The organism is Micromonospora sp. NBC_00821, assembly GCF_036347035.1.
Classification (GTDB): domain Bacteria; phylum Actinomycetota; class Actinomycetes; order Mycobacteriales; family Micromonosporaceae; genus Micromonospora; species Micromonospora hortensis.
Genome location: NZ_CP108880.1, coordinates 6,252,739 through 6,279,256, shown reverse-complemented (window position 1 = coordinate 6,279,256; position 26,518 = coordinate 6,252,739). Strand labels below are relative to the sequence as shown.

At 70.5% G+C, this 26,518-nt stretch carries 27 protein-coding genes; 21 read left to right on the top strand and 6 right to left on the bottom strand.

Features of this window, described 5'->3' with window-relative positions; translation table 11 throughout:
• Positions 1 to 202: 202 nt before the first annotated feature.
• Positions 203 to 427 (top strand): 50S ribosomal protein L31, encoded by a 225-nt coding sequence (gene rpmE / locus OHB44_RS28795; protein ID WP_030333150.1) that lies wholly within the window; start codon positions 203 to 205, stop codon positions 425 to 427.
• A gap of 133 nt (positions 428 to 560) precedes the next feature.
• Entirely contained in the window at positions 561 to 1,649 is a 1,089-nt protein-coding gene (prfA, locus tag OHB44_RS28790) for a peptide chain release factor 1 (RefSeq protein ID WP_330438876.1), read from the top strand.
• 64 nt (positions 1,650 to 1,713) lie between these two features.
• Here the strand turns inward: prfA and OHB44_RS28785 are convergent, their stop codons facing one another.
• Positions 1,714 to 3,258, bottom strand: a complete 1,545-nt coding sequence (locus OHB44_RS28785) for a GGDEF domain-containing protein (RefSeq protein WP_238687359.1) — start codon at positions 3,256 to 3,258, stop codon at positions 1,714 to 1,716.
• Between the two features lie 73 nt (positions 3,259 to 3,331).
• Between OHB44_RS28785 and prmC the strand changes: the two genes are divergently transcribed.
• The 4 genes from prmC (at position 3,332) to OHB44_RS28765 (ending at position 7,756) form a co-directional block, all read left to right on the top strand.
• Positions 3,332 to 4,279 carry a peptide chain release factor N(5)-glutamine methyltransferase gene (gene prmC / locus OHB44_RS28780; RefSeq protein WP_330438875.1) on the top strand — a complete coding sequence of 316 codons (948 nt, stop codon included), beginning with the start codon at positions 3,332 to 3,334 and terminating at the stop codon, positions 4,277 to 4,279.
• Entirely contained in the window at positions 4,279 to 4,926 is a 648-nt protein-coding gene (locus OHB44_RS28775; protein ID WP_330441291.1) for an L-threonylcarbamoyladenylate synthase, read from the top strand. The genes prmC and OHB44_RS28775 overlap by 1 nt, the downstream gene beginning before the upstream one ends.
• On the top strand, positions 4,927 to 5,538 hold the full coding sequence (locus OHB44_RS28770) for an arsenate reductase/protein-tyrosine-phosphatase family protein (RefSeq protein WP_238687357.1): 612 nt from the start codon (positions 4,927 to 4,929) through the stop codon (positions 5,536 to 5,538).
• A 106-nt stretch (positions 5,539 to 5,644) separates the two neighbouring features.
• The gene (locus OHB44_RS28765; protein WP_330438874.1) at positions 5,645 to 7,756 is read left to right on the top strand and encodes a transglycosylase domain-containing protein; all 2,112 of its coding nucleotides are present in this window, start codon (positions 5,645 to 5,647) and stop codon (positions 7,754 to 7,756) included.
• 222 nt (positions 7,757 to 7,978) lie between these two features.
• On the opposite strand, the gene OHB44_RS28760 is transcribed toward OHB44_RS28765, so the two are convergent.
• A complete protein-coding gene (locus OHB44_RS28760; protein ID WP_330438873.1) occupies positions 7,979 to 9,442 on the bottom strand; it encodes an SDR family oxidoreductase in 1,464 nt (487 codons plus the stop codon).
• A 35-nt stretch (positions 9,443 to 9,477) separates the two neighbouring features.
• Here OHB44_RS28760 and glyA point away from each other — a divergent pair, with 35 nt between their 5' ends.
• The 13 genes from glyA (at position 9,478) to OHB44_RS28695 (ending at position 20,492) form a co-directional block, all read left to right on the top strand.
• The gene (glyA, locus tag OHB44_RS28755) at positions 9,478 to 10,767 is read left to right on the top strand and encodes a serine hydroxymethyltransferase (RefSeq protein ID WP_196919496.1); all 1,290 of its coding nucleotides are present in this window, start codon (positions 9,478 to 9,480) and stop codon (positions 10,765 to 10,767) included.
• Positions 10,760 to 11,185: a hypothetical protein gene (locus OHB44_RS28750; RefSeq protein WP_238687354.1), complete on the top strand. Its 426-nt coding sequence runs from the start codon at positions 10,760 to 10,762 to the stop codon at positions 11,183 to 11,185. Before glyA ends, OHB44_RS28750 begins: the two co-directional genes overlap by 8 nt.
• Before the next feature lie 181 nt (positions 11,186 to 11,366).
• The gene (locus OHB44_RS28745) at positions 11,367 to 11,603 is read left to right on the top strand and encodes an AtpZ/AtpI family protein (RefSeq protein WP_091405894.1); all 237 of its coding nucleotides are present in this window, start codon (positions 11,367 to 11,369) and stop codon (positions 11,601 to 11,603) included.
• Positions 11,604 to 11,614: 11 nt separating this feature from the next.
• Positions 11,615 to 12,412, top strand: coding sequence for a F0F1 ATP synthase subunit A (gene atpB / locus OHB44_RS28740; protein WP_112584020.1), 798 nt, complete (start codon positions 11,615 to 11,617; stop codon positions 12,410 to 12,412).
• 65 nt (positions 12,413 to 12,477) lie between these two features.
• Positions 12,478 to 12,711: an ATP synthase F0 subunit C gene (locus OHB44_RS28735; RefSeq protein ID WP_091405890.1), complete on the top strand. Its 234-nt coding sequence runs from the start codon at positions 12,478 to 12,480 to the stop codon at positions 12,709 to 12,711.
• 32 nt (positions 12,712 to 12,743) lie between these two features.
• A complete protein-coding gene (locus tag OHB44_RS28730) occupies positions 12,744 to 13,283 on the top strand; it encodes a F0F1 ATP synthase subunit B (protein WP_112584053.1) in 540 nt (179 codons plus the stop codon).
• Entirely contained in the window at positions 13,283 to 14,104 is an 822-nt protein-coding gene (locus tag OHB44_RS28725; protein WP_238687353.1) for a F0F1 ATP synthase subunit delta, read from the top strand. The genes OHB44_RS28730 and OHB44_RS28725 overlap by 1 nt, the downstream gene beginning before the upstream one ends.
• Positions 14,105 to 14,269: 165 nt before the next feature.
• Positions 14,270 to 15,922 (top strand): F0F1 ATP synthase subunit alpha, encoded by a 1,653-nt coding sequence (atpA, locus tag OHB44_RS28720; protein WP_238687352.1) that lies wholly within the window; start codon positions 14,270 to 14,272, stop codon positions 15,920 to 15,922.
• 4 nt (positions 15,923 to 15,926) lie between these two features.
• Positions 15,927 to 16,856, top strand: a complete 930-nt coding sequence (locus OHB44_RS28715; protein ID WP_238687351.1) for a F0F1 ATP synthase subunit gamma — start codon at positions 15,927 to 15,929, stop codon at positions 16,854 to 16,856.
• Positions 16,856 to 18,292: a F0F1 ATP synthase subunit beta gene (atpD, locus tag OHB44_RS28710; RefSeq protein ID WP_210785813.1), complete on the top strand. Its 1,437-nt coding sequence runs from the start codon at positions 16,856 to 16,858 to the stop codon at positions 18,290 to 18,292. Before OHB44_RS28715 ends, atpD begins: the two co-directional genes overlap by 1 nt.
• Before the next feature lie 219 nt (positions 18,293 to 18,511).
• The gene (locus tag OHB44_RS28705; protein WP_238687473.1) at positions 18,512 to 19,654 is read left to right on the top strand and encodes an LCP family protein; all 1,143 of its coding nucleotides are present in this window, start codon (positions 18,512 to 18,514) and stop codon (positions 19,652 to 19,654) included.
• An 88-nt stretch (positions 19,655 to 19,742) separates the two neighbouring features.
• Positions 19,743 to 20,024, top strand: coding sequence for a F0F1 ATP synthase subunit epsilon (locus OHB44_RS28700; protein ID WP_030333186.1), 282 nt, complete (start codon positions 19,743 to 19,745; stop codon positions 20,022 to 20,024).
• Positions 20,025 to 20,036: 12 nt separating this feature from the next.
• The gene (locus OHB44_RS28695; protein ID WP_266304553.1) at positions 20,037 to 20,492 is read left to right on the top strand and encodes a DUF2550 domain-containing protein; all 456 of its coding nucleotides are present in this window, start codon (positions 20,037 to 20,039) and stop codon (positions 20,490 to 20,492) included.
• Between the two features lie 341 nt (positions 20,493 to 20,833).
• Here the strand turns inward: OHB44_RS28695 and OHB44_RS28690 are convergent, their stop codons facing one another.
• Positions 20,834 to 21,406 carry a cob(I)yrinic acid a,c-diamide adenosyltransferase gene (locus OHB44_RS28690; RefSeq protein WP_238687350.1) on the bottom strand — a complete coding sequence of 191 codons (573 nt, stop codon included), beginning with the start codon at positions 21,404 to 21,406 and terminating at the stop codon, positions 20,834 to 20,836.
• On the opposite strand from OHB44_RS28690, the gene murA reads away from it, so the two are divergent.
• Both murA and OHB44_RS28680 read left to right on the top strand, forming a co-directional pair.
• A complete protein-coding gene (gene murA / locus OHB44_RS28685) occupies positions 21,405 to 22,847 on the top strand; it encodes a UDP-N-acetylglucosamine 1-carboxyvinyltransferase (protein ID WP_238687349.1) in 1,443 nt (480 codons plus the stop codon). The genes OHB44_RS28690 and murA overlap by 2 nt on opposite strands.
• Before the next feature lie 95 nt (positions 22,848 to 22,942).
• Positions 22,943 to 23,791, top strand: a complete 849-nt coding sequence (locus OHB44_RS28680) for a 3-hydroxyacyl-CoA dehydrogenase family protein (RefSeq protein WP_110561611.1) — start codon at positions 22,943 to 22,945, stop codon at positions 23,789 to 23,791.
• A 44-nt stretch (positions 23,792 to 23,835) separates the two neighbouring features.
• Here OHB44_RS28680 and OHB44_RS28675 read toward each other — a convergent pair whose 3' ends face one another.
• From OHB44_RS28675 to OHB44_RS28665, 3 genes are read right to left on the bottom strand one after another with little or no spacing between them, the layout of a single operon-like run.
• Positions 23,836 to 24,648 carry an alpha/beta hydrolase gene (locus OHB44_RS28675; protein ID WP_266304556.1) on the bottom strand — a complete coding sequence of 271 codons (813 nt, stop codon included), beginning with the start codon at positions 24,646 to 24,648 and terminating at the stop codon, positions 23,836 to 23,838.
• 48 nt (positions 24,649 to 24,696) lie between these two features.
• Complete coding sequence (locus OHB44_RS28670) at positions 24,697 to 25,542, bottom strand: ABC transporter permease (RefSeq protein WP_091405863.1); 846 nt, start codon at positions 25,540 to 25,542, stop codon at positions 24,697 to 24,699.
• On the bottom strand, positions 25,539 to 26,390 hold the full coding sequence (locus tag OHB44_RS28665; protein ID WP_330438872.1) for an ABC transporter ATP-binding protein: 852 nt from the start codon (positions 26,388 to 26,390) through the stop codon (positions 25,539 to 25,541). Before OHB44_RS28665 ends, OHB44_RS28670 begins: the two co-directional genes overlap by 4 nt.
• Between the last annotated feature and the right edge of the window lie 128 nt (positions 26,391 to 26,518).

Genomic DNA, 26,518 nt, shown 5'->3' with positions numbered 1-26,518 from the left:
CCCCGCCGGGCGGCGGGAATGCGGACGGGTAGGCACGTGTTGACGATGCCGGACGAGGTGTGCGGCCCGATTACCGGGTCGGCTCAGGCCCATGGCACACTGGTCAATCGGCCACCGGTTCCGGTTCACGCCCGAGCCCGTCGCGTACGGCGCGACGAGCGATGACGGCGACCCGGCGACCACCAACGAGAGGACCGAGGCGATGAAGGCAAACATCCACCCGGAGTACGTGACCACCGAGGTCAGCTGCTCCTGTGGCAACACGTTCACGACCCGCAGCACCGCCAAGGGCGGGGCGATCCACGCCGAGACCTGCAGCGCCTGCCACCCGTTCTACACCGGTAAGCAGCGCGTTCTCGACACCGCCGGCCGGGTCGCGAAGTTCCAGCAGAAGTACGCCAAGGTTCAGGCCAAGAAGGCCAAGTAACTCCTCGTTCGGCGCCCGCGTCCGGTTTTTCACCGGACGCGGGCGCCGTCCGCGTTTTCCTCCAATTCCGCCCGGCCGGTGGCCTTTCGGCCCCGGCCCGGTCGTCGCGCACCGTCGAAGGAGCATCCGCAGCATGAGCAGCGAGCGTCTGGCCGGCCTTCTCGACGAGTACGCGGAACTGGAGAAGCGGCTGGCCGATCCGGCCATCCACGCCGACCAGGCCACCGCGCGCAGGGTCGGTCGCCGGTACGCCGAGCTGGTGCCGCTGCACAAGGCCGCCGACGAGCTGGAACAGGCCCGCGCCGACCTGGTGGCGGCCCGCGAGCTGGCCGCCGAGGACCCGTCCTTCGCGGGCGAGGCGGAGTCGATCGCCGCGACCCTGCCGGCGCTGGAGGAGCGGCTCGCCGAGCTGCTCATTCCCCGCGACCCGCACGACGCCAAGGACGTGATCGTCGAGATCAAGGCCGGTGAGGGTGGCGAGGAGTCGGCGCTGTTCGCCGGTGACCTGCTGCGGATGTACACCCGCTACGCCGAGCGGCACGGCTGGGTGACCGAGGTGATCGACGCACAGGATTCCGACCTTGGCGGGGTCAAGGACGTCTCCCTGGCGATCAAGACCAAGGGTGTGCCGGACGGCGGCAACGGCGTCTGGTCGCGGCTCAAGTGGGAGGGCGGCGTGCACCGGGTGCAGCGTGTCCCGGTGACCGAGTCGCAGGGCCGGATCCACACCAGTGCCGCAGGGGTGCTGGTGCTGCCGGAGGCCGAGGACGTCGACGTCACCATCGACCAGAACGAACTGCGCATCGACGTGTTCCGCTCGTCCGGCCCGGGTGGCCAGTCGGTGAACACCACCGACTCGGCGGTGCGGATCACCCACCTGCCGACCGGCATCGTCGTCTCCTGCCAGAACGAGAAGTCCCAGTTGCAGAACCGGGAGCAGGCGATGCGGATCCTGCGGGCCCGGCTGCTCGCCGCCGCCCAGGAGCAGGCCGACGCCGCAGCCTCGGACGCGCGCAAGGCCCAGGTGCGCACTGTTGACCGCTCGGAGCGGATCCGCACCTACAACTTCCCGCAGAACCGGATCACCGATCACCGGATCGGCTACACCGCGTACAACCTGGATCTGGCGCTCGGCGGCGAGTTGGACGGGGTACTGGACGCCCTCACCGAGGCCGACCGGGCCGCCCGGCTCGCTGGCGACACCGAGCTGACCCGCCGCTGACCACGGCACTCGAGCTGACCCGCAGCGCTTGATCGACGCCCGCGCCAGCGCCCCCTGGCGGGGGTCAGCTCGCGCGGGGGCGGGTCTTGGCGCGGAGCATCTCGCGGTCGGCCTGCTCGAACGCGACGCTGAGCGCGTCGCGCAGCCCGCTGCCACCGGAGACCTCGGCGAAGCCGATGCTCACCCCGACCGGGGTGCCCGGGACCAACGACTCCCAGTCCTCCAGGCGGACCGCGGCCTCGATCCGGCGGGCCACCTCGGCGGCCTCGGTCATGCCGGTGTCCGGCAGCACCACAACGAATTCGTCACCGCCGTAGCGGGCCACGAAGTCGCCCCGGCGCATCACCCGGTTGATCACACCGGCGATGCGTTGCAGCACCAGGTCGCCTGAGTGGTGCCCGTGCCGGGTGTTCACCGCCTTGAAGCCGTCCAGGTCGCAGACGCCGATCACCACTCGATCGCCGCGGGTGACAACGGCAGTGATGTAGCGCTCCAGCCGGCGGCGGTTGGGCAGCCCGGTGAGCGGGTCGGTCAACGCCTCGCCCTCGAAGCGTGCCGCCTCGCGGCGCATCTCCTCGTGGTCGATGCGGGCGGCGATGCCGTCGATGTAGACGTCGCGCAGCCGGTCGTTGCGCTGCGCGGCGAGCCGGAACGCCAGCCGGTCGGCCCGGTGCGCCGCCAGGTGGTCCCCGGCGCGGGTCAACGCGATGCTGCGCAGCCGGGCCGGCTCGGCCGCCCCGAGCGTCTCGTTGGAGACCTGGACGGTATCCAGTCGCGCGACCGCCTCGATCGGCCTACCGTCGGCGACGGCGAGGCACACCTGCCCGAGCTGACGCAGGTCGCGGGCACGGGCGCTGTCCCCGCCGTGGGTGATCAACCGGGCCGGCTCGGGGCCTTCGGGGGCCACCTGGTCGCCGAGCGCGGCCTGTCGGGCCGCCGCGTAGCCGTACGCGGCGAGGCTGCTCGGGCGTAGCTGGCCAGCCCGCCCGGCGCGGACGAAGCGGGTCAGGTCGGCGGCCACGTCCCGGAGCACCCGCAGACAACCGTCGCTGTCGCCGTTGTGGTCGAGGGCCACGGCGTTGCGCAGCCGGATGCCCGGCGCGGCGAACGTCTCCTCCGGGATCCCGGAGGTCAGCCCGAGCTGCCGGGCCCGCTCGATGGCGCCCAGGGCGTACCCGTGGAAGCTGAGGTAGCTGTAGGCCATGGCCAGGTCGTGCCAACCCCAGGCGGTGTCCCGGTCCGGGTCGGCGACGGCGCCCAGCGCCCGGGCCGCCCGGACGAGGTGCATGACGCATCGGTCCAGTGCGCCCTGGTGGTGCGCGGCGAGCGCGGCCAACGCGTTGAGGTGACCGTGCAGATAGGGCTCGGCGAGGTCACGGACCGCCGCCGACGCCTCTTCGATGGCCCGGGTGAACTCCGCGGTCCGACCGAGATTGATCAGCGCGGAGAGGCGCTGCACCATCGCGTCCGCCCGCGCCGCCGGATCGTTGGTGGTGCGGATCACACGCTCCAGCAGGACGTACGCCTCCGCGGAGCGGCTGGCCTCCTGCAACGCCCGGGCGTGCGTCAGGGCGTCAACCTGGTCATCGACCCGGTCGAGCCAGCCCACCCGCCAACCTCCTGTCGTGCGCGCCCGGGCGCACCTGTTCGTCACGTCGCCCGCGACGCTTCATGATTATGTCGTGAGTACTTTGCCGCAACACCCCCCCGAAGGGACAGGCCCCATCCGGCCGTCCGCCGCGGTGGCCCGAGCGGCCCGCGCGCTCGACGCCGCCGGGGTCGGCTCGGCCCGGGTGGAGGCCGAGTTGCTGGCGGCGTACGTGCTCGGCGTTCCCCGGGGTCGGTTGGCTCTAGCCGACGACCTCAGTGACGACCAACTGGTGCGGCTCGACGAGTTGACGCGCCGCCGCGCCGCGCGTGAGCCGTTGCAACACCTGACCGGTCGGGCCGGGTTCCGGCACCTGGAGCTGTCGGTCGGCGCTGGTGTCTTCGTGCCCCGGCCGGAGACCGAGCTGTTGGCCGGCTGGGGTGTCGAGCAGGCCCAGGGCCGGCCCGATCCGGTGGTGGTGGACCTGTGCAGCGGCTCGGGCGCGATCGCGCTGGCGGTGGCTCAGGAGCTGCCGGGAGCGCGGGTGATCGCTGTGGAGCGGTCCCCGGCGGCGCTGGTGTGGCTGCGGCGCAACGCGGCGGAGCGCGCCGCGGCGGGAGACCGCCCGATCGAGGTGGTCGAGGCTGATGTGACAGCGCCGGACCTGCTCGCCGAACTGGTGGGCCGGGTCGACGTGCTGCTCTGCAACCCGCCGTACGTGCCGGACGACGTGGTGGTCCCGCCGGAGGTGGCCGGGCACGACCCGGCGGAGGCGGTGTTCGGCGGCGCGGACGGTCTGGTGGTGATCCGGCCGGTCGTCGCCCGGGCGGCGGTGCTGTTGCGCCCGGGGGGTGTGTTCGGCGTCGAGCACGACGACACCCACGGCGCGGCGGTGCCCGAGCTGCTCGCCCAGGACGGCGGCTTCACCGCTGTCGCGGAGCATCTGGACCTCACCGGGCGTCCCCGCTACGCGACCGCGTCCCGACGGGCGGACGGCCAGCACGCCCCGATCGGGCCGGCGTGGCAGACTGACTCCTCGTGATGCTCTACGACTGCCGGTCGCCCGCCGATCGGGACCGCGGCATCGCTGCGGCCATCGAGGCGGTCAAGAACGGCGAGCTGGTCGTTCTCCCGACGGACACCGTGTATGGGATCGGCGCGGACGCGTTCACCCCGTACGCGGTGAAGGCGCTGCTCGATGCCAAGGGCCGGGGTCGGCAGATGCCGCCGCCGGTGCTGATCGGCTCGCGGCACACCCTGGACGGGTTGGTCTTCTCGCTGCCCACCGCCGCCCGGGACCTCGTGGAGGCGTTCTGGCCGGGTGCCCTGACGATCGTGGTCGAGCACTCGCCGAGCCTGCAGTGGGACCTGGGCGACAAGACCGGCACTGTGGCGGTGCGGATGCCGCTGCACCCGGTGGCGTTGGAGGTGCTGCGCGAGACCGGCCCGATGGCGGTCTCGTCGGCCAACAAGACCGGCCAGCCGGCCGCGGTCACCGCCGACGAGGCACGTGACCAGCTCAGCTACTCGGTGCGGGCCTACCTGGAGGCCGGGCCCTGCCCGGACCCGGTGCCCAGCACGATCGTGGATCTGACCGGTGAGGTGCCGCAGCTGTTGCGGGCCGGGGCGATCCCGCTGGAGAAGCTGCGCGACGTGGTTCCGGATCTCGCCGACGGTCGGGCGGTCTGAGTGCCCCCGTTCACTGTTCTGCACGTCTGCATGGGCAACATCTGCCGCTCGCCGATGGCGGAGCGGCTGCTGGCCCTGGCGGTGCGGGAGCGGCTGACCCGGCGTTCGCAGGACCCGGCCCAGGCCGAGGAGCTGGTGCACAGCCACAGCGCCGGCACTGGCGGCTGGCACGCGGGCGAGGAGATGAACCCGCCGGCGGCACGGCAGGTCACCGGCCGTGGTGGGGACGTGGCGGGGTTCGCCGCGCGCAAGCTGCGCTCGGACCACATCGACGCCGCCGACCTGGTCCTGACCGCCACCGCCGACCAGCAGGAGTACGTGGTGGCGCTTCGTCCGGACGCTGCGGCCCGCACGTTCGTGCTGGGCGAGTTCGGCCGGCTGCTGGCCGCTGTGGACGCCGCCGCGCTGCCGCCGGGTGACGCCACCCCGGAGGCCGTGTACGCCCGGGGGATGGCCCTGGTGGCGGCGGCTCACGACGCGCGGCTGGGCGCCTCGGCCCTGACCACCGATGATCTGGACGACCCGTGGGGTCGTGGCGACCAGTGCTTCAGCCGGGTCGCCGACGAGATCGAGGAGACGGTCCACCCGCTGGCCGGCGCGCTGCTGCCCTGAGCGTGGTGCGAGTTTCCTCCGGGTTTGGGGAAAACCCAGGGCTAAAGGGGCGTTCCGGGTCATTCTGAACGGGTCCTAGCGTGACCGGCTCCTGCGGGGAGAGCTGATGATCCGGGCCCAACTCGACAAACTGCTGACCGTGGTGATCGCCGGAGTGCTGGCCGGGTTGGTGCTGGCCGCCGCCGCCCTACCCGCGGCCCTGGTCTTCGGGATCGGCTTCAGCGCCCTGTCGACGCCGTACTCGGAGCTGCCGAACACACTCCGGACGCCACCCACCGCGCAGCGCTCCAACCTCTACGCCAACGACGGCACGACCCTGATCACCTCCTTCTACCAGGAGGACCGGGTGGACGTGCCGCTGCACGAGGTGGCTCCGGTCATGCGCAGGGCGATCGTGGCCGCCGAGGACGTCCGGTTCTACCAGCACAGCGGTGTCGACCTGCGGGGCGTGGTGCGCGCGTTCACAGTCAACAAGCGCGACGGCCGGACCCGGCAGGGCGCCTCCACGCTGACCATGCAGTACGTCCGCAACGTGCTCAGCAACGACCCCCGGCTGACCGAGGCGCAGCGGGACGCCGCCACCGAACTCACCACCGTCCGCAAGCTCCAGGAGATGCGGTACGCGCTCGCGTTGGAGCGGGAACTCGACAAGGACGAGATCCTGACCCGTTACCTCAACATCGCCTACTTCGGCGCCGGGGCGTACGGCATCGCGGCGGCCAGCAAGCGGTACTTCTCCCGCTCCCCGGCCGAGCTGACCCTGGCCCAGGCGGCACTGCTCGCCGGTCTCGTGCGTTCGCCCGACAGCGACGATCCGATAAACGGCGACGCCGACAGCGCTGTGGCCCGGCGGTCGTACGTGTTGGAACGGCTGGTGGAGTCGGGACAGGTGCCGGCGGACGCGGCGGCCGCCGCGCGGGCCGAACCGCTACAACTGCGCACCAGCGAGACCCCGAACGACTGCACGGGCGTGCCCGACGCGCACAACGACTGGGGCTTCTTCTGCGACTGGTTCACCCGCTGGTGGAGCAGCCAGCCCGCGTTCGGGGCGACAGCCGACGAGCGGCAGCGCGCGCTGCGCCGGGGCGGCTTCTCCATCGTGTCGTCGCTGGACCCGGGCGTGCAGCGGGCCACCACCGAGCAGGTGTTGAGGATCTATCCGACGACCAGGGCCGAGGCGTTGCCCACCGCGGTGGTGCAACCGGGCACCGGGCGGGTGCTGGCGATGTCGGTGAACCGCGCCTACAGCGTCGCGGACAACCCGGTCGGGCAGAAGAACCGCCCGAACACCGTCAACCAGTTGATCGCCGGCGGCGGCGCGATCGAGGGGTACCAGGGCGGCTCGACGTTCAAGCTCTTCACCCTGCTGGCCGCGCTGGAATCCGGTCTACCGCTGTCGACCGACTTCGTGGCGCCGACCCAGTTGCTCACCCGCTTCCCGGTGACCGGGGAGGCGAGCTGCGACGGACGGTGGTGCCCGGCGAACGCCAGCCCGTCGTCGATGGACGGCCCCCGCACCATGTGGAGCGCGTTCGGCCGCTCGGTGAACACGTACTTCGCCTGGCTCACCGAGAAGGTCGGCGCCGACCGGGTGGTGGAGATGGCTGAGCGGCTCGGCATCGTGCTGCGAGCCGAGTCCGACGCCAAGCTGGCCCGCTACGGCGCGAAGGACTGGGGTCCGTTCACACTGGGCGTGGCCGCGACCACCCCGTTGGACCTGGCCAGCGCGTACGCCACTGTGGCGGCCGAGGGAACCTGGTGCGCGCCGCTGCCGGTGGTCTCGATCACCGATTCGGGCGGCAGGCCGGTCGACGCCGCCAAGCCGGACTGCCGGCAGGTGCTCGACGCCGACGTGGCGCGGGCAGCGACCGACGCGGCCCGCTGCCCGGTCGGCGACCAGTCGATGTACGGGCGCTGCGACGGCGCCACCGCTCCCGGGTTGCGGGCGAAGCTCGGCCGTCCGGTGGCGGGCAAGACCGGCAGCTCGGAGCGGTACGAGACGGAGACGGTGGTGGCGTTCACGCCGCAACTCGCGGTCGCCTCGATGGCGGCGAACCCGGACGATCCCCGGGACGCGGTCGGTCAGGCGGTGCAGGCCCAGATCGTGAACGCGGTCGGCGAGGTGCTCGCCTTCGCCCTGCGCGACCAACCGGTCCGCGACTTCGTCCCGCCGAGCGGACGAACCGCCTTCCAAGCCCAACCCCAAGCCGGCAACTAACCCCACCCCGCCCACCCCACCCCACCCCACCCCGCCCCGCCCCACCCACCCATCCCGCCGATCTTGCACTTTCTGTCGTGACAAAAGGTGCCGAGACCCCATAAATCGGTAACACAAAGTGCAAGATCGCGGGGAGCGGGGAGCGGGGAGCGGGGAGCGGGGTGTGGGGAGCGGGGAGCGGGGAGCGGGGAGCGGGGTGTGGGGTGTGGGGTCGGGGTGTGGTTAGGGGGTTTGTTCGGCGTTGCGGGCTATGTTGCGGGCCATTCCGCCGAAGACCACAGCGTGGAACGGGGCCACCGACTTCCAGTAGGCGTGCCCCGGCAGGCCACGCGGCAGGAAGACGGCGCGTTGCTGGTAGCGGCTACGGCCGTCGTCGGCCGGCAGTACCCGCATCTCCAACCAGGCCCGGCCGGGCAGCCGCATCTCGGCGCGCAGTCGCAGTAGCTCGCCCGGGACGATCTCCTCGACCCGCCAGAAGTCCAGCGCCTCGCCGACCTGGAGGCGGTGCGGGTCGCGTCGACCCCGGCGCAGTCCGACCCCGCCGACCAGCCGGTCCAGCCAGCCTCGGATCGACCAGGCGAGGGGGAACGAGTACCAGCCGTGTTCGCCACCGACGCCCTCGACGACCCGCCAGAGCGCCGCTGGTGGGGCGTCCACCGCCCGCTCCCGCACGTCGGTGTAGGCGGTGCCACCGGACCACACCGGGTCGGTGGGCAGTGGCTCAGCGGGCGCGTCCGAGCCGCTCGCTGTGGACCAGCGGGTCTCCACCTGGGCGTCGCGCACCTTGGCCAGCGCCAGCGCCACGGCCTCGTCGAAGCCGGTCAGCCCGCCGGGTGGGTCCGGGATGTAGCGGGCGATGTCGTGTTCGTGGGCTACCGCCTCGTGGATCAGGCTCTCCACCAGCGGGCGGGCGATCTTGTTCGGCACCGGGGTGATCAGCCCGACCCAGTGCGAGGAGAGCGACGGCGTGAGTGGGCGGACCGGCACGATGATCCGCTGGCGCAGCCCGGCCACCCGGGCGTAGCGCTGCATCATTTCGCGGAAGGTCAGCACGTCCGGCCCGCCGACGTCGAAACCCCTGTTGACCTCGGCAGGCAGGTCGGCGCAGCCGGACAGGTAGTGCAGCACGTCGCGGACCGCGATCGGTTGGATCCGGTTGCGGACCCAGCGCGGCGTGATCATGGCGGGCAGCCGCTCGGTCAGGTAACGCAGCATCTCGAACGACGCCGAGCCGGACCCGATGATCACCGCGGCGCGGAGCACCGTCGTGGGCACCCCGCTGCCGAGCAGGATCCGGCCCACCTCGGCGCGGGACCGCAGGTGCGGAGATGGCACCTCCGCGTCGGACGCCGGCTCCGGGCCGCCCAGGTAGACGATCCGCCGTACGCCGGCCGCCTGCGCCGCCGCCGCGAAGTTGGTCGCCGCCGTCCGGTCGGCCGCCTCGAAGTCGGACCGGCCCAAGGAGTGCACCAGGAAGTACGCGACGTCCACGTCGGCGAACGCGGCGGCCAGCGTCTCCGGTCGACTCAGGTCTCCTTCGACGATGTCGGCCGCCGAGGCCCAGGGCACGTCGCGCAGCCGCACCGCCTTGCGGGCGAGGCAGCGCACGGTGTGTCCGTCGGCGAGCAGCAGCGGTGTCAGCCGCCCGCCGATGTAGCCGGTAGCGCCGGTGACGAGGCATCTCACGGGTTCCAGTGTGCGGCCCCCTAGACTCGTTCGCTGTGGAGACCGAGACGAGCACCTTCTGGGGGCCGGATTTCGCGCAGCTCAGGGCCACCGACCCGGAGATCGCCGGGGTGGTCCTCGGCGAGTTGGACCGGTTGCGCGGCGGCCTGCAGCTCATCGCCAGCGAGAACCTGACCTCGCCGGCGGTGCTGGCCGCGCTCGGCTCGACGCTGACCAACAAGTACGCCGAGGGTTACCCGGGTCGGCGCTACTACGGCGGCTGCGCCGAGGTGGACCGGGCAGAGGAGATCGGCATCGCCCGGGCCAAGGAGCTCTTCGGGGCCGAGCACGCCAACCTCCAGCCGCACTCCGGGGCGAGCGCCAACCTCGCCGCGTACGCCGCGCTGGTGCAGCCGGGGGACACGGTGCTGGCGATGGACCTGCCGCACGGCGGGCACCTCACCCACGGCAGCCGGGTGAACTTCTCCGGCAAGTGGTTCCACCCGGTCGGCTACCCGGTGCGGCCGGACACTGAGCAGATCGACTACGACGAGGTACGGGACCTGGCGCGCGCGCACCGACCCAAGCTGATCATCTGCGGCGCCACCGCGTACCCGCGCCTGATCGACTTCGCGCGGTTCCGGGAGATCGCCGACGAGGTCGGCGCGTACCTGATGGTGGACGCGGCGCACTTCATCGGCCTGGTCGCCGGCCGGGCGATCCCGTCCCCGGTGCCGTACGCCGATGTCGTCTGCGCCACCACCCACAAGGTGCTGCGCGGGCCGCGCGGCGGCATGATCCTGTGCCGCGAGTCGCTGGCCCAGCGGATCGACAAGGCGGTCTTCCCGTTCACCCAGGGCGGCCCGCTGATGCACGCGGTAGCGGCGAAGGCGGTCGCGCTGCGCGAGGCCGCCCAGCCGGAGTTCCAGACGTACGCCCGGCAGGTGGTCAGCAACGCCCAGGCGCTCGCCGCCGGGCTGGCCGACGAGGGGATGCGCCCGGTGTCCGGTGGCACCGACACCCACCTCGCCCTGATCGACCTGCGGGAGCTGGGGGTGACCGGCGCCGAGGCCGAGCGCCGCTGCGACGCCGCGTCGATCACCCTGAACAAGAACGCCATCCCGTACGACCCGCAGCCGCCGATGGTGGCCTCCGGCATCCGGGTGGGCACACCGAGCGTCACCACGCAGGGGATGCGCGAGGGGGAGCTGCGCCAGGTGGCGACCCTGATCGCCCGCGCGGTGCGCACCGATCCCGGCGCTCCGGGCGGGGCCGACGAGTTGACCCGCCTCGGTGCCGAGGTGTCCGAGCTGGTCGCGGCGTTCCCGGCGTACCCCCGTGGCTGAGCCCGGGGTGGTCGAGCCGGACACCGACCGGCGGTGGCGGTTGCGGCACCTGCCGGTGCTGTTGGCCGCGTCGGCGGCGCTCGCCGCGGTCGCCGCGGTGGTCGGTGGGGTGACCGGCGGCGTCACGGGCGCGCTCGGCGCGGCGGCCGGCGTGGGCGTCACGGTGCTCAGCTACACCCTCACCACAGTGGTGCTGGCCCGGGCCGACCAGGTCAACCCGCAGTTGCTGCTGCCGCTCGGCCTGGGCCTGTACGTGTTGAAGTTCAGCCTGCTGGGCGTGGTGCTGGTGGCGGTGGCGTCGACCGGTTGGCCCGGATTGATCCCTCTTTGCCTTGGCATCGTCGCCGGGGTGGCAGTGTGGACAGCGGTGCACCTCTGGTGGCTGACCACGGTGCACGCTCGCCGACCGCGCGGCTGACCTGGCGGTCGTCCCAACCAGCGGACGCGCCGGAATGTGTCGGCCTCCGGTCATTTTCCGACGGGCGGAAGGGGAGTAGCGTGCCCACAGACGACGGCGCCCACGAGAAGCCCACACAACGACGGTTGTGCGGGGGGTGAGGCACAGCCTCGTCTTCCCGGCTGATATCGTTCGCCCCGTCATGGCTGGTGACCAAACCCCCCGTCCCGCCGGTGAACCGGACGATTATCCGTCCGGCGCCGGTCAGGGTTGGACCGCGCTCAGCTACCTCATCGGAGGAATGCTCGTGTGGGGTTTCATCGGCTGGCTGGTCGACCAGTGGCTCGATACCGGTGGCGTCGCCACCGGCATCGGCGTCGTGCTCGGCGTGACCGGGGGGATCATCCTCGTCGTCCGTCGGCTCGGCACGCCTACTTAGGAAGGGACACGGTGTTCGGACAGGCGAACGTTCTGGCAGCGGGCCAGGCGGCATTCCCACCCAGTGTGGACGACTTCTACCTGCCCGCGATCGTGCCCTGGGGTGTGGAGAACGCCCCGTGGTTCACCAAGTTCACGCTGATGATCTGGGTCGCGGTCGGCTTTCTGATCATCTTCTTCCTGGCGACCTATCGGAACCCGAAGTTGGTGCCGACCAAGAAGCAGTGGTTCGCCGAGTCGATCTACGGCTTCGTCCGGAACAACATCTCGGTCGACATGATCGGTCACCAGGGCGTCCGGTTCGCTCCCTACTTCACGACGCTGTTCTGCTTCGTGTTGGTGACGAACGCGTTCGCGATCATTCCGCTCTTCCAGATCTCGCCGAACTCGCACATCGCCTTCCCGGCGATCCTCGCGGTGATCAGCTACGTGCTGTTCAACTACATCGGCATCCGGCACCACGGCTTCGGCAAATACTTCAAGCACGCCCTGATCCCGCCGGCACCGTGGTACATCCTGCCGCTGCTGATCCCGATCGAGGCGTTCTCGACCTTCATCATCCGGCCGTTCTCGCTGGCCGTCCGTCTCTTCGCGAACATGTTCGCCGGCCACATGCTCCTGCTGGTCTTCACGCTCGGCGGCTTCGCGATGCTCAACGCCAACGCCTGGCTGGCGCCGATCTCGGTGGTCTCCTGGGTGATGACAGTGGCGCTGACCCTTCTCGAAGCGCTGGTCATCGTCCTGCAGGCCTACGTCTTCACCGTGCTGAGCGCCAGCTACATCCAGGGCGCGCTCGCCGAAGAGCACTGATCCACGCACCAACCGTTGTCGTCCCGCGTGAGAGTCACGCGTGATAACCAGGAGGAACCACACCAATGGACGCTAGCGTTCTCGCCGAGGTTACCGGTAGCACCGCTGCCATCGGCTACGGTCTCGCCGCCATCGGCCCGGGCATCGGCGTTGGCCTGGTCTTCGCCGCCTACATCCAGTCGACCGCCCGGCAGCCCGAGTCGTCGCGCATGACCCTGCCGTACGTCTGGATCGGCTTCGCCGTCATCGAGGCGCTCGCGCTGTTCGGCATCGCCTTCGGCTTCATCTGGGCCGGCTGATTCCGCCCCTTCCGACCGGGAGGTCACCCATGTTGTTCCTCCTCGCCGCCGAGGGTGGTGAGTCAGACCACAACCCGATCATTCCGATCTGGCAAGAGATCGTGGTCGGCACGGTCGCCTTCGCCGTGCTCTGCTTCGTCCTGATGAAGTTCGTCTTCCCGCGCATGGAGCAGACGTTCCAGGCTCGGGTCGACGCCATCGAGGGCGGCATCAAGCGCGCCGAGGCCGCCCAGGCCGAGGCGAACCAGCTGCTCGAGCAGTACCGCGCCCAGCTCGCTGAGGCCCGGACCGACGCCGCCAAGATCCGTGACGACGCGCGGGCCGACGCCGAGGGCATCCGCCAGGACATCCTCGCCAAGGCGCGGGAAGAGTCCGACCGGGTCATCCAGGCGGGCAAGGACGCGCTCGCCGCCGAGCGGGCCACCATCGTGCGCGAGCTGCGCGCGGAGGTCGGCACGATCGCGGTGGACCTGGCCAGCAAGATCGTTGGCGAGTCGCTGGCCGACGAGGCGCGGCGTAAGGGCACCGTCGACCGGTTCCTGAGCGGTCTCGAGAGCACGGGGGCCCGCTGATGCAGGCCGCCAGCCGGGAGTCGTACAAGGTCGCGGCCGAGCGCCTCGACGCGTACGTCCGCGGCGCGGAGCCGTCAGCGGTGGCCTCCACCGCCGACGCCATCCTCTCCGTGGCGACCCTGCTGCGGCGTGAGCCGCGGCTGCGCCGGGCGCTCTCCGAGCCGTCCCGGTCCGGCGAGGATCGCGGCGCTCTGCTCGGCGACATGCTCGGCGGGCGGATCGGCGCGGACGCGCTCGACCTGCTCGTGTCGCTGGTCGCCGGCCGGTGGTCGGCACCCTCGGAGCTGCTCGACGGCACCGAGCGGCTGGGCGTGGAAGCGCTGCTGGCCAGCGCCGACAAGGCCGGCGAGCTGGGCGAGGTCGAGGACGAGCTGTTCCGCTTCGGTCAGGTAGTGGCCGGTCAGTCGGCGCTGAGCAACACGCTCGCCGACCCGGTCGCCCCGGTCGAGCAGCGGGCCACCCTGGCCCGCGAGCTGCTCGCCGACAAGGCCCGTCCGGTCACCGTCCGCCTCGTCGAGGTCGCACTCGGCGGGTACGGGGGGCGCTCCTTCACCGGCGCGCTCACCCGGCTGGTGGAACTCGCCGCCGAGCGACGCGACCGGCAGGTGGCGTACGTGACCGTCGCGGCCCCGTTGAGTGACGAGGACGAGCGCCGGCTGGGTGCGAGCCTCAGCGCGATATACGGTCGAGAGGTCTCCGTCAAGCAGACGGTGGACCCCCACGTCCTGGGTGGCGTGAGCGTGCGGGTCGGCTCCGACCTGTACGACGGCACCATCCTGCGCCGCCTCAACGAGACCCGCAACGCGCTCGCGAAGCGCTGAGCGGCTCCGCCGCCCAGCAATGTGGTGGCTTCGCCGCCCCGGCGCTGAGCGGCTCCGCCGCCCAGCATCGGGGTGACTGGATCGCTCAGTGCCCGGAATGACAGACGCCATTCGGACCGGTCGGTACTAGGTATCCCGGGCCCCTGAATTTTAAGGAAGCAGAGGATGGCCGAGCTGACCATCTCGACGGAGGAGATCCGCGGCGCCCTGGAGCGCTACGTCTCTTCCTACTCGTCCGACGTCTCCCGCGAGGAGGTCGGCACCGTCGCCGACACCGGCGACGGTATCGCCCACGTCGAGGGCCTGCCCTCGACCATGACCAACGAGCTCCTGGAGTTCGAGGACGGCACGCTCGGCGTGGCGTTGAACCTCGACGTCCGGGAGATCGGCGTCGTCGTTCTCGGTGACTCCGCCAAGCTGGAGGAAGGGCAGCGCGTCAAGCGCACCGAGCGGGTTCTCTCCGTTCCGGTCGGCGACGCCTTCCTCGGCCGCGTGGTCAACGCGCTCGGTGAGCCGATCGACGCGCTCGGCGACATCGCCAACGAGGGCTTCCGCGAGCTGGAGCTGCAGGCTCCGAACGTGATGTCCCGGCAGTCCGTCGACGAGCCGCTGCAGACCGGCATCAAGGCCATCGACGCGATGACCCCGATCGGTCGGGGCCAGCGGCAGCTCATCATCGGTGACCGGAAGACCGGTAAGACCACTGTCGCCCTGGACGCCATCCTCAACCAGCGGGACAACTGGCGCACCGGCGACCCGAAGAAGCAGGTTCGCTGCATCTACGTCGCCATCGGCCAGAAGGCCTCCACGATCGCCTCCATCAAGGGGCAGCTCGAGGAGGCGGGCGCGATGGAGTACACCACCATCGTCGCCTCGCCGGCGTCCGACCCGGCTGGCTTCAAGTACCTCGCCCCGTACACCGGCTCGTCCATCGGGCAGCACTGGATGTACGGCGGCAAGCACGTCCTGATCGTCTTCGACGACCTGAGCAAGCAGGCCGAGGCGTACCGCGCCGTGTCGCTGCTGCTGCGTCGCCCGCCGGGCCGTGAGGCGTACCCGGGTGACGTCTTCTACCTGCACTCCCGCCTGCTGGAGCGCTGCGCGAAGCTCTCCGACGAGCTGGGTGGCGGCTCGATGACCGGTCTGCCGATCATCGAGACGAAGGCCAACGACATCTCGGCCTTCATCCCGACCAACGTCATCTCGATCACCGACGGCCAGATCTTCCTGGAGACCGACCTGTTCAACCAGGGCGTCCGTCCGGCGATCAACGTCGGTACCTCGGTCTCCCGGGTCGGTGGCGCCGCGCAGGTGAAGCCGATGAAGAAGGTCGCCGGTTCGCTGCGGCTCAACCTGGCCCAGTACCGCGAGCTGGAGGCGTTCGCCGCCTTCGCCTCCGACCTGGACCGGGCCTCCCGTGCCCAGCTGGACCGCGGTTCGCGCCTGGTCGAGCTGCTCAAGCAGCCGAACTACTCGCCGTTCCCGGTGCAGGAGCAGGTCGTTACGGTCTGGGCCGGCACCGAGGGCAAGCTGGACGACGTCCCGGTGGGCGAGGTCCGCCGCTTCGAGTCGGAGTTCCTCCAGTACCTGCGGCACAAGCACCAGGGTGTGCTGGCCGGCATCGCCGACAACCAGTGGAACGATGACATCATCGGCTCACTGGACAGCGCGATCGCCGAGTTCAAGCAGGTCTTCCTCAACAAGGAGGACGAGCGCAAGGTCAACGACGCGCCGGCCGCGCCGCTTGAGGGCGACGAGAACCGCGAGACGGTGACCCGCTTCCGCGACGGCGCGACCGACCGCCCGGCCGAGAGCTGATCCCGTGGCGGCCCAGGTACGCGTTCTTCGTCAACGGATCCGCTCGGCGAAGTCGATGAAGAAGATCACCAAGGCGATGGAGCTCGTGGCGACGAGCCGGATCGCCAAGGCCCAGGCCCGGGTGCAGGCGTCCCTGCCGTACGCCCAGGCCATCACCGGCGTGCTCACGGCGCTGGCGTCCAACGCGCGGATCGACCACCCGCTGCTCACCCCGCGCGAGCGGGTGCGGCGGGCCGGCGTCCTGTTGGTCACCAGTGACCGTGGCCTGGCCGGCGGTTACAGCTCCAACGCGATCAGGATGGCCGAGTCGCTGATCGCGCGGCTCAGGGCGGACGGCAAGGAGCCGGTGCTCTACGTCATCGGGCGTAAGGGCGTCGGGTTCTACCGGTTCCGCGAGCGGCCGATCGAGGCGAACTGGACCGGCTTCAGCGAGCAGCCGTCGTTCGAGGACGCCCGTACCGTTGGTGAGACGCTGATCAAGGCGTTCACCGCCGGTGCGGACGACGTCGACGGCGGGGCCGGAGCGGACGGGGTGCTCGGCGTCGACGAGTTGCACATCGTCTACACCGAGTTCCACTCGCTCATGACGCAGAACCCGGTCACCAAGGTCATCGGTCCGATGCAGGTGGAGGACCGGCCGCGCTCCGAGGGGTTGCTGCCGGCGTACGAGTTCGAGCCGGAGGCGGAGGCGCTGCTCGACGCGCTCCTGCCGAGGTACATCAACACGCGGATCTACGCGGCGTTGATCGAGTCGGCGGCGAGTGAGTCGGCGGCACGGCGGCGGGCGATGAAGAGCGCCACCGACAACGCCGAAGAGATGATCGAGAAGTACACGCGCGAGATGAACTCGGCTCGCCAGGCCGGGATCACCCAGGAGATCAGCGAGATCGTCGGCGGCGCCAACGCGCTGGCCGCGTCGGGAAGTGAAGTGTGATGACTGCACCAGTAGAGACCAAGACGGCCACGGGTCGCGTGGTCCGGGTCATCGGCCCGGTCGTCGACGCCGAGTTCCCGCGCGACGCGATGCCGCCCCTGTTCAACGCCTTGAACGTGAAGGTGAACCTGTCCGGCGGTGAGAAGACGCTGACCCTGGAGGTTGCCCAGCACCTGGGTGACAACCTGGTCCGTGCCATCTCGATGCAGCCGACCGACGGCCTGGTCCGTGGCGCCGAGGTGCGCGACCGCGGCGAGCCGATCACGGTGCCCGTGGGTGACGCGGTCAAGGGCAAGGTGTTCAACGCGATCGGCGAGGTGCTCAACCTCAAAGAGGGCGAGACGTTCGAGGCCGACGACCGGTGGGGCATCCACCGCAAGGCCCCGGCCTTCGCGGACCTTGAGCCGAAGACCGAGATGCTGGAGACCGGCATCAAGGTCATCGACCTGCTCGCCCCGTACGTCAAGGGCGGCAAGATCGGCCTGTTCGGCGGCGCGGGCGTGGGCAAGACGGTGCTCATCCAGGAGATGATCACCCGGGTTGCCCGCAACTTCGGTGGCACCTCGGTGTTCGCCGGCGTGGGGGAGCGCACCCGTGAGGGCAACGACCTCATCGCCGAGATGACCGAGTCCGGCGTCATCGACAAGACCGCGCTGGTCTACGGCCAGATGGACGAGCCGCCGGGCACCCGGCTGCGGGTGGCGCTCTCCGCGCTGACCATGGCGGAGTACTTCCGGGACGTGAAGAAGCAGGAGGTGCTGCTCTTCATCGACAACATCTTCCGCTTCACGCAGGCCGGTTCGGAGGTGTCCACCCTGCTCGGCCGTATGCCGAGCGCCGTGGGTTACCAGCCGACCCTGGCCGACGAGATGGGCGAACTCCAGGAGCGGATCACCTCCGTCCGGGGCCAGGCCATCACCTCCATGCAGGCGATCTACGTGCCGGCGGACGACTACACCGACCCCGCCCCGGCCACCACGTTCGCCCACCTGGACGCGACCACCAACCTGGAGCGGTCGATCTCCGACAAGGGCATCTACCCGGCCGTGGACCCGCTGGCGTCCTCGTCCCGGATCCTTGCCCCGGAGTTCGTCGGCGCCGAGCACTTCCAGGTTGCCACCGAGGTGAAGCGGATCCTGCAGCGCTACCGCGACCTGCAGGACATCATCGCCATCCTCGGCATCGAGGAGCTCTCCGAGGAAGACAAGATCACCGTGGCTCGCGCCCGGCGGATCGAGCGCTTCCTCTCGCAGAACACCTACGCGGCGGAGCAGTTCACCGGCGTGCCGGGCTCGACGGTCCCGATCAAGGAGACCATCGAGGCGTTCCGCAAGATCAGCGAGGGCGAGTACGACCACTTCCCCGAGCAGGCGTTCTTCATGTGCGGCGGTCTCGAGGACCTGGAGCGCAAGGCTGAGGAGCTGATGAAGAGCTGACCCAGCTCTCATCCGTAGCAAAAAGACTGCCCCGGCAATGCCGGGGCAGTCTTTTGTTCATGTTCGCGTCTTACCATCGTCGCGGTCCGTTACTCGTGGTCGTCACTCCGGAGGGTCCCGAGCTACGGTTCGTTCCGCGCTCACGTGAACGAGCGTTGATCTTTGCAACCTTTCGACGACGTGCGCCCGTCTTCCTCATCGTGGGCGTAACGAACGGAGCTGCTCGTGGGTAAGGCCGGCAACAGTGGCCGCAAGCGGTCCATCTGGCGAGGTGTGCCGCGGTGGGCCAGGATCTGCACGGTGTTCGGCACCGTGCTGACGGTGCTCAGCGGCGCCGTGCTGGTCGGCACCGAGGTGCTCATGGCCCGCTACGAGGGGTCCGTCGGCAAGGCCGACCTCTTCGGCGACCAGGCGGCGGGCGCCCAGGCGAAGAAGAGCGACATCAAGGGTCCGCTGAACATCCTGCTCGTCGGCATCGACCCGCGTACGCCGACGGCCGCGCCGTTGGCCGACTCGATCATGGTGCTGCACGTGCCGGCCTCGATGGACCGGGCCTACCTGTTCTCGCTGCCTCGTGACCTCTACGTGCGGATCCCGGCGTTCAAGAAGGCCGACTTCCCGGGCGAGACCACGAAGATCAACGCCGCGATGTCGTTCGGCAGCAAGGTGCCGGGAGCCAACCCGGACGCGGCACGGGGCTTCGAGTTGCTGGCCACCACAGTGCAGAACCTCACAGGCATCAAGCGCTTCGACGCCGGCGCGATCATCAACTTCACCGGTTTCCAGAAGATCGTCGACGCCATGGGCGGTGTCGACATGTACATCGAGCGCGACGTGAAGTCCGAGCACAAGCAGCCGGACGGCAAGCCGCGGCCGGGCAACACGCGTGGTGAGGGCTACGTCGGCCCGCAGGCGATCTACAAGAAGGGCAACCGGCACCTGAGTGGGTGGCAGGCGCTGGACTACGTCCGGCAGCGCTACCCGAAGAACGGCGTTCCGGATTCCGACTACGGTCGGCAGCGCCACCAGCAGCAGTTCGTCAAGGCCATGGTCGGTCAGGCGTTCAGCGCCGACGTGGTGTCCAACCCGATCAAGCTGGACAAGGTGCTCCGTGCCGCCGGCCAGTCGTTGATCTTCAACGGCCGGGGCAACAGCGTTGTCGACTTCGGGCTCGCCCTGAAGGACATCCGCCCGAACACCATCGAGATGATCAAGCTGCCCGGTGGCGGGGTCTTCGAGGGTAGTAAGTACCTGGGCGAGCAGTTCCAGGACGGTGTTCCGGACTTCTTCACCGCCCTGCACAACGAGCAACTCGACCCGTTCCTGCTGGAGCACCCGGAATTCGTCAACAAGGCCAAGTAGTCAGGTCGGCGTTGTCCCCACCCGCGTTGGGCGCGCCGCGTCGTCAGGCTAGACTTTCGGCAATCCGTAGCCGCAGCAAGGAGACAGCGTGGCACAGCAGCTTCACGTCGAGCTCGTCGCCGTCGAGGAGAAGGTCTGGTCCGGTGACGCCGAGATGGTCGTCGCCCGGACGACCGAAGGCGAGCTCGGTGTCCTGCCGGGGCACGCGCCGCTGCTCGGCCAACTCGCCGAGCCCGGCCAGGTACGCATCAAGCTCGCCGGCGGCGAGCAGGTCGCCTACGAGGTCGCCGGCGGCTTCCTCTCGGTGAGCGCCGACGGTGTCACCGTGCTGGCCGAGAGCGCAACCCCGGTCTCCGCGCAGAGCCGCTGAGCCACACCGGGGATGGAGATCGTCGAAGGATTCGGAATCGGCGTTGTCGTCATCCTCGGCGCGCTTCTGACCCTCTTCGTCCGGCGAGCTCTCGTCACCCGCAGCGGTGGCATCATCCGGCTCAGCGTGCGGGTCTCCACCATGCTCGACGGCCGTGGCTGGTCGCCCGGCTTCGGCCGGTTCGCCGGTGAAGAGCTGCGCTGGTACCGGATGTTCAGCTTCGCGATCCGGCCCAAGCGGGTGCTCTCCCGCAAGGGGCTGGCCGTGGAGCGCCGCCGGTTGCCCGAAGGTCAGGAACGGTTCTCCATGCCGGCCGACTGGGTGATCCTCCGCTGTACGAGTAACCACGCACCGGTGGAGATCGCCATGGCGCGATCGACAGTCACCGGTTTTCTCTCCTGGCTCGAGGCCGCCCCTCCGGGGGCGGTCTCGCCGCGTATGGCCTCCCAGGACTGGCCGGCTGCCTGATCGGCTCTTCTGTGGTTGCTCTTGGCTTCCGTGGTCGCTCTTGTGGTTTCCGGGGGAGCCCGCCCGGCTCCGGGCGGTCAGGCTTGATCCCTGCGCCGGGCGGGCTCCCCCGGAAACCCTTCGTTGCCGCTGTGCGTCGATCCGGCGGGCTTTGATCACCTGCCGTTACCGGGGCGGCTGAGTCCCGCCTCCCTCGGTGTGCGCTGCGCGGCCGGGCTGCGCGGCTTGCGCGTCGGTCGAGGTGCTGGTCGGCTTGGCTCGCCGAGGAGTCGGCCCTGGCTACGCGTGGTGGCGGGCAGAGTGGGAACCCAGACCTCGACGTGGTGCGAAGCGCCCGACGTTCAGCGCTTGCCGCCCGGCACCCATAGCACGTCTCCTGCCGGATTTGCCGTTCTTGACAGGATAAAGAGCAGATCGGAGAGCCGGTTGAGATACTTTGCCGGGAGCGTGCTGGTTCGTTCCGGATCGTGGCTGACCAGCGCCCACGCTGCCCGTTCGGCACGCCGGGCGACGGTCCGCGCCACGTGCAGCAGTGCCGCACCTGCGGTGCCGCCGGGGAGGATGAAGGAGTCGAGCTTGCTCAGGCGTGCGTTGTACTCGTCGCACCAGCCCTCAAGGCGCTCGACGTACGCCTCGGTGACCCGCAGCGGCGGGTACTTCGGCTCCGGCTCGACCGGGGTGGACAGGTCGGCGCCGACGTCGAACAGGTCGTTCTGCACCGACCCCAGCACGCCGCGAAGCTCCTCGTCGAGGTTTCCCAGCGCGAGCGCGACACCGATCGCCGCGTTGCACTCGTCGACATCCGCGTACGCGGCGATCCGTGGATCGGTCTTCGGCACCTGCTCGTTGTTGCTCAGCCTGGTCATGCCGGCGTCGCCGGCCTTGGTGTAGATGCGCGTGAGGTGGACGGCCATGACGCACAGCCTACGGATTCCCGACCTGACGATCCCGGCGCGGCCGGACAGCACCGCCGGCTGGCCGGTGGTGGTGGGTCCCGGCGACGCCGGCGATTCGGCGGTCAACGATGTCGACGTCATCCGGGTACGCGGTGACGCCCGACTGTCCGGCACCGTGCACGTGGTCGGTGCCAAGAACTCGGCGTTGAAGCTGATGGCCGCCGCGCTGCTCGCGCCGGGCCGCAGTGTGATCACCAACGTCCCCCGGATCACCGACATCGCGATCATGGGGGAGGTGCTGCGACGGCTGGGCTGCGACGTCCAGTTCGACGCGGACGACCCGGTCGACCCGATGGTCGTCCGTGGTGGAGTGGCCCGGTCCCGGTCGGTGACGATCGACGTACCCGAGCAGCCGGGCGCGGAGGCCGACTACGACCTGGTCCGACGGCTGCGCGCGTCGATCTGCGTGCTCGGCCCGTTGCTGGCCCGCCGGGGGTACGTGCGGGTGGCCCACCCCGGCGGCGACGCGATCGGGTCGCGGGGGTTGGACATGCACATCTCCGGGCTGACCCGGATGGGCGCGGAGATCTCCGGTGAGCACGGTTTCGTCATCGCCTCCGCCCCGCACGGGCTGCGTGGCGCGGACATCGTGCTGGATTTCCCCAGCGTCGGCGCGACCGAGAACCTGGTGATGGCGGCGGTGCTGGCCCAGGGCACCACGATGATCGACAACGCGGCCCGGGAGCCGGAGATCGTCGACATCTGCACGATGCTCAACCAGATGGGTGCGCGCATCGTCGGCGCGGGCACGTCGACGTTGCGCATCACCGGTGTGCCCGGTCTGCGTCCGGTGCGCCATGCCACGGTGGGGGACCGGATCGTCGCCGGCACCTGGGCGTTCGGCGCGGCGATGACCCGCGGCGACGTGACGGTGACCGGGCTGGACCCGGCCTTCCTGGAGGTCGCCCTGGACAAGGTCGTGGCGGCGGGCGGGCTGGTGGAGACCCGGGGAGACGGCTTCCGCGTACGGATGGACGAGCGGCCCCGGGCGGTGGACGTGGTGACGCTGCCGTACCCCGGCTTCGCCACCGACCTGCTGCCGATGGCGATCGGGCTGGCGGCCGTCAGCGACGGTGCCTCCCTGATCACCGAGAACATCTTCGACGGCCGGTTCATGTTCGCCAACGAGATGATGCGGCTCGGCGCGGACATCAAGACCGACGGGCATCACGCGGTGGTCCGGGGTCGGGAGCGGCTCTCCGGTGCCCCGGTGCGGGCCACCGACATCCGGGCCGGCGCAGGGTTGATCATCGCCGGACTCTGCGCGGAGGGGGTCACCGAGGTCTCCCACGTGCACCACGTCGACCGGGGCTACCCGGACTTCGTGGCCGACCTGCGTGCGCTCGGGGTGGCGGTCGAGCGGGGCACCACGCCGGAGGAGCCGGCACTGGAGATCTGAGGCCCCCACGACCCGGCCCGACCGCCACTTAGCCATCGTTCAGGCTCGCCGACTAGGGTGCAGGCAGGCACTCAATCGCAGCGAGGGAGAAGCAGATGGCGGGTCGACTCGCGGTCGTTGGAGCCGGGTTGATGGGTTCCGGCATCGCCCAGGTGGCGGCGCAGGCGGGCTGGCAGGTGACGCTGCGCGACCTGGACGACGCGGCCACCACCCGGGGTCTGGGCGGCATTCGGAAGTCACTGGAGAAGTTCGCCGAGAAGGGCAAGATCGAGGCGTCCGAGGTCGAGGCGACGCTGGCCCGGATCACCCCGACCACCGACCTGGAGGCGGCGGCGGACGCGGACATCGTGGTCGAGGCGGTCTTCGAGCGCCTGGAGATCAAGCACGAGGTGTTCCGCGCCCTGGACAAGATCTGCAAGTCGGACGCGGTGCTCGCCACCAACACCTCGGCCATCCCGGTCACCCAGATCGCCGCGGTGACCGAGCGGCCCGAGGCGGTGGTCGGCACCCACTTCTTCTCCCCGGTGCCGATGATGCAACTCTGCGAGCTGGTACGCGGTTACAAGACCAGCGACGCCACGCTGGACACCGCGCGGGCCTTCGCCGAGGAGATCGGTAAGACGGTCGTCGTGGTCAACCGGGACATCGCCGGCTTCGTCACCACCCGGTTGATCTCCGCCCTGGTGATGGAGGCGGTCAAGCTGGTGGAGTCCGGGGTGGTGTCCGCGGAGGACCTGGACACCGCCTGCCGGCTGGGCTTCGGGCACGCGATGGGCCCGCTGGCCACCACCGACCTGACCGGCGTGGACGTGCTGCTGCACGCCTCGAAGAACATCTACACCGACACCGCCGACGAGAAGTTCTTCCCGCCGGAGCTGCTCCAGCGGATGGTCACCGCCGGTGACCTGGGCCGCAAGACCGGCAAGGGCTTCTACACCTACTGAGACCGGCAGCCGCGGGGGCCCGTTCGCGGGCCCCCCGGTTCAGCTCAACTCGGGCCGGGCGGCGCGGCCAGCGCTCCCGCGACGAAGTCGAGGGCAGCGGGTATGACCGAGCCCCAGTAGCGGAAGTCGTGCCCGCCGTCGGCGTACTCGGCTCGGGCGGCCGGCTCGGGAAGGGCCCGCTCCAGCGCCTGCACGTCGGCGAGGAGGTCGTCCTGGCGACCGCACCAGAGGCCCAGCGGAGTGCCGCGTAGCCGGTCGACACCGGCGAAGACGGCATCACCTGGCGCGACGGCGGGGGAGAAGGCCGCCACCGCCCGGAGTGACCCCGGCCAGGTGGCGGCGAGCAACAGCGAGCCGAAGCCCCCCATGGACCATCCCCAGGCCGCCAGCCGGGTGGCGTCGAAGCCCCGCTCGGCGCACCAGGCCGGCACCTCCTCACGCACCATCCGCTGCGGGTCGTCCCGGCCGGCGGGGCGCCAGGAGAGGCGGTCGCCGGTCGCTCCGGCGAGCACGAACGGCGGCGCACCCCGACGTACCGCGTCGGTCAGGAAGCGCCCCAGGCCGAGCCCGGGGAAGTCCCGTGCGGTGGTGGACGCGCCGTGCAGCACCAGGCAGACCGGCAACCCCTGACCGTCGCCGTGCCCGTCCGGGACGGCGGTGTAGAAGTCGACCGAGCGGTCACGTGCGGCGGACTGGCGGCTGACCAGTCGCTCGTCGCCGGCTGGCGCGTCCGGGGGAACGGGCCGCGTCGGCGACGGCCGGATCAGGTCGCGGGCCGTCCAGCCGACCCCGACCGCAAGCGCCGTCGCCCCTGCCCCCGCGAGCAGGAGCCCGCGCCGGGTCGGTCGAGCGGCCATCGTCAGAGTCTGGCAGCCCCACGGCGGATCGGGGGCCCCGGAAAGGCGTCAGCCGTCGCGCTTGGTCGTCCAGCGGAAGGTGGTCAGGCAGAGCACCACACCGATCACGCACCACAGGGCCAGCACCACCGCCACCCGGCCCAGCTCGAACGAGCCGCCCGGCTCCTGGGCGCCGAAGCTCTCCGGCAGGAACACCGACCGCAGCCCCTGGCACATCCACTTGAGCGGGAACACCGCCGCCACCTGCTGCATCCAGGTGGGCAGGTCGGTGAAGACGAAGAACACCCCGGAGATGAACTGGAGCACCAGAGCCACCGGGGTGACCACCGCGGAGCCGCTGCGGGCGGTGCGGGCCAGCGACGAGATCGCGATGCCGCACAGGGTGCACGCGGTCACCCCGAGCACGGCGACCCAGCCGAAGGTGAACCACTTCGCGGCGGTGCCCGGCAGGTCGAGGTCGAACAGCGCCACCGCGACGGCCAGCAGCAGGACCGTCTCGGCGATCCCGATCGCCACCACCATGATCACTTTGCCGGCGAACCAGACCCACTTCGGCATCGGCGTGCCCCGGTAGCGCTTGAGCACGCCCCGGTCCCGCTCGATCGGGATCCAGATGCCGAGGTTCTGGAAGCTCACCGTCATCAGGCCGGTCGCGATCATGCCGGTGATGAAGTACTGGGTGAACTTGACCCCGCCGCCGATCGTGCCGTCGAAGATCGACGCGAAGATCAGGATCATGATGATGGGGAAGCCCATCGTGAAGACCACCGACTCCCGGCTGCGCAGGAACTGGGTGATCTCCAGTCGTCCCTGGCGCAGGGCGAGCGCGCCGGCACCCGGCCGTCGGCCGCGAGTCGCGGTGACCGGCGTCGCCGGCTTCGTCGTGGTCGTCATCGCGCGTGTCCGATCATGGTGAGGTAGACGTCCTCCAGGGTCGGCCGGGTCACCGTGAGCCCGGGGACCTCGCCGCCGTAGCGCGCGGCGAGGTCGGCCACGAAGGCCGTCGGCGTCGCGCTCTGCGCGCTTTCCACCGTGCCTTCCGGGGTACGCCAGGAGACCGTCGCGAGGGCCTCCTGCCGATTGCCCAGCCGGTTGGGGGCGGCGACCTCGACCAGCCGGCCGCCGGCGATCACGCCGACCCGGTCGGCGAGGGCCTCGGCCTCGTCGAGGTAGTGGGTGGTGAGCACGATCGTGGTGCCGGCCGCGGCGAGGTCACGGATCAGCTCCCAGAACTCGCGGCGGGCCTCCGGGTCGAAACCGGTGGTCGGCTCGTCGAGGAAGAGCAGCTCGGGACGGCCGATGATGCCCAGGGCCACGTCCAGGCGGCGCTTCTGCCCGCCGGAGAGGGTGTGCGTCCGGGCCTTCGCCTTGTCGGCCAGCCCGACCCGCTCGATCACCTTCTCCGGGTCGTCCGCGTCGGGGTAGAAGCCGGAGAAGTGCCGGATCACCTCGGCCACTGTCAGCTCGTCGAACTCGCCGGTGCCCTGGAGCACGATGCCGACCCGGGAGCGCCAGTCGGCATCCGGTCTGGCCGGATCGGCGCCGAGGACGGTGACCTCGCCGGCGTCCCGGCGGCGGTAACCCTCCAGGATCTCCACCGTCGTGGTCTTGCCGGCGCCGTTCGGGCCGAGCAACGCGAACACCTCGCCGCGGTGGACGTCCAGATCCACGCCCGCCACCGCCACGTTGTCGCCGTACGCCTTGCGCAGCCCCCGGACGGAGATGGCCAGCTCGTCATCCATGCCGTCCAGTGTGCGTCCTGGCCTGGGCCGGGTGGTGCCCGGGGTGTGGCGGTCCACGCCACTGCGGGCGCTTGCCACCCGGACGTCCCCGACATGGACCTGTGTGGTTTTCCACAGCTCCTTTTACT

Bases quoted from the DNA above. Each gene is read 5' to 3' on its own strand.
- OHB44_RS28745 (WP_091405894.1), top strand. From the start codon at position 11,367: ATGGCTGGTGACCAAACCCCCCGTCCCGCCGGTGAACCGGACGATTAT.
- OHB44_RS28670 (WP_091405863.1), bottom strand. From the start codon at position 25,542: ATGACGACCACGACGAAGCCGGCGACGCCGGTCACCGCGACTCGCGGC.
- atpD (WP_210785813.1), top strand. From the start codon at position 16,856: ATGACTGCACCAGTAGAGACCAAGACGGCCACGGGTCGCGTGGTCCGG.
- OHB44_RS28695 (WP_266304553.1), top strand. From the start codon at position 20,037: ATGGAGATCGTCGAAGGATTCGGAATCGGCGTTGTCGTCATCCTCGGC.
- rpmE (WP_030333150.1), top strand. From the start codon at position 203: ATGAAGGCAAACATCCACCCGGAGTACGTGACCACCGAGGTCAGCTGC.
- OHB44_RS28775 (WP_330441291.1), top strand. From the start codon at position 4,279: ATGCTCTACGACTGCCGGTCGCCCGCCGATCGGGACCGCGGCATCGCT.
- prfA (WP_330438876.1), top strand. From the start codon at position 561: ATGAGCAGCGAGCGTCTGGCCGGCCTTCTCGACGAGTACGCGGAACTG.
- OHB44_RS28665 (WP_330438872.1), bottom strand. From the start codon at position 26,390: ATGGATGACGAGCTGGCCATCTCCGTCCGGGGGCTGCGCAAGGCGTAC.
- OHB44_RS28690 (WP_238687350.1), bottom strand. From the start codon at position 21,406: ATGGCCGTCCACCTCACGCGCATCTACACCAAGGCCGGCGACGCCGGC.
- OHB44_RS28675 (WP_266304556.1), bottom strand. From the start codon at position 24,648: ATGGCCGCTCGACCGACCCGGCGCGGGCTCCTGCTCGCGGGGGCAGGG.
- OHB44_RS28765 (WP_330438874.1), top strand. From the start codon at position 5,645: ATGATCCGGGCCCAACTCGACAAACTGCTGACCGTGGTGATCGCCGGA.
- OHB44_RS28725 (WP_238687353.1), top strand. From the start codon at position 13,283: ATGCAGGCCGCCAGCCGGGAGTCGTACAAGGTCGCGGCCGAGCGCCTC.
- OHB44_RS28680 (WP_110561611.1), top strand. From the start codon at position 22,943: ATGGCGGGTCGACTCGCGGTCGTTGGAGCCGGGTTGATGGGTTCCGGC.
- atpA (WP_238687352.1), top strand. From the start codon at position 14,270: ATGGCCGAGCTGACCATCTCGACGGAGGAGATCCGCGGCGCCCTGGAG.
- OHB44_RS28735 (WP_091405890.1), top strand. From the start codon at position 12,478: ATGGACGCTAGCGTTCTCGCCGAGGTTACCGGTAGCACCGCTGCCATC.
- murA (WP_238687349.1), top strand. From the start codon at position 21,405: ATGACGCACAGCCTACGGATTCCCGACCTGACGATCCCGGCGCGGCCG.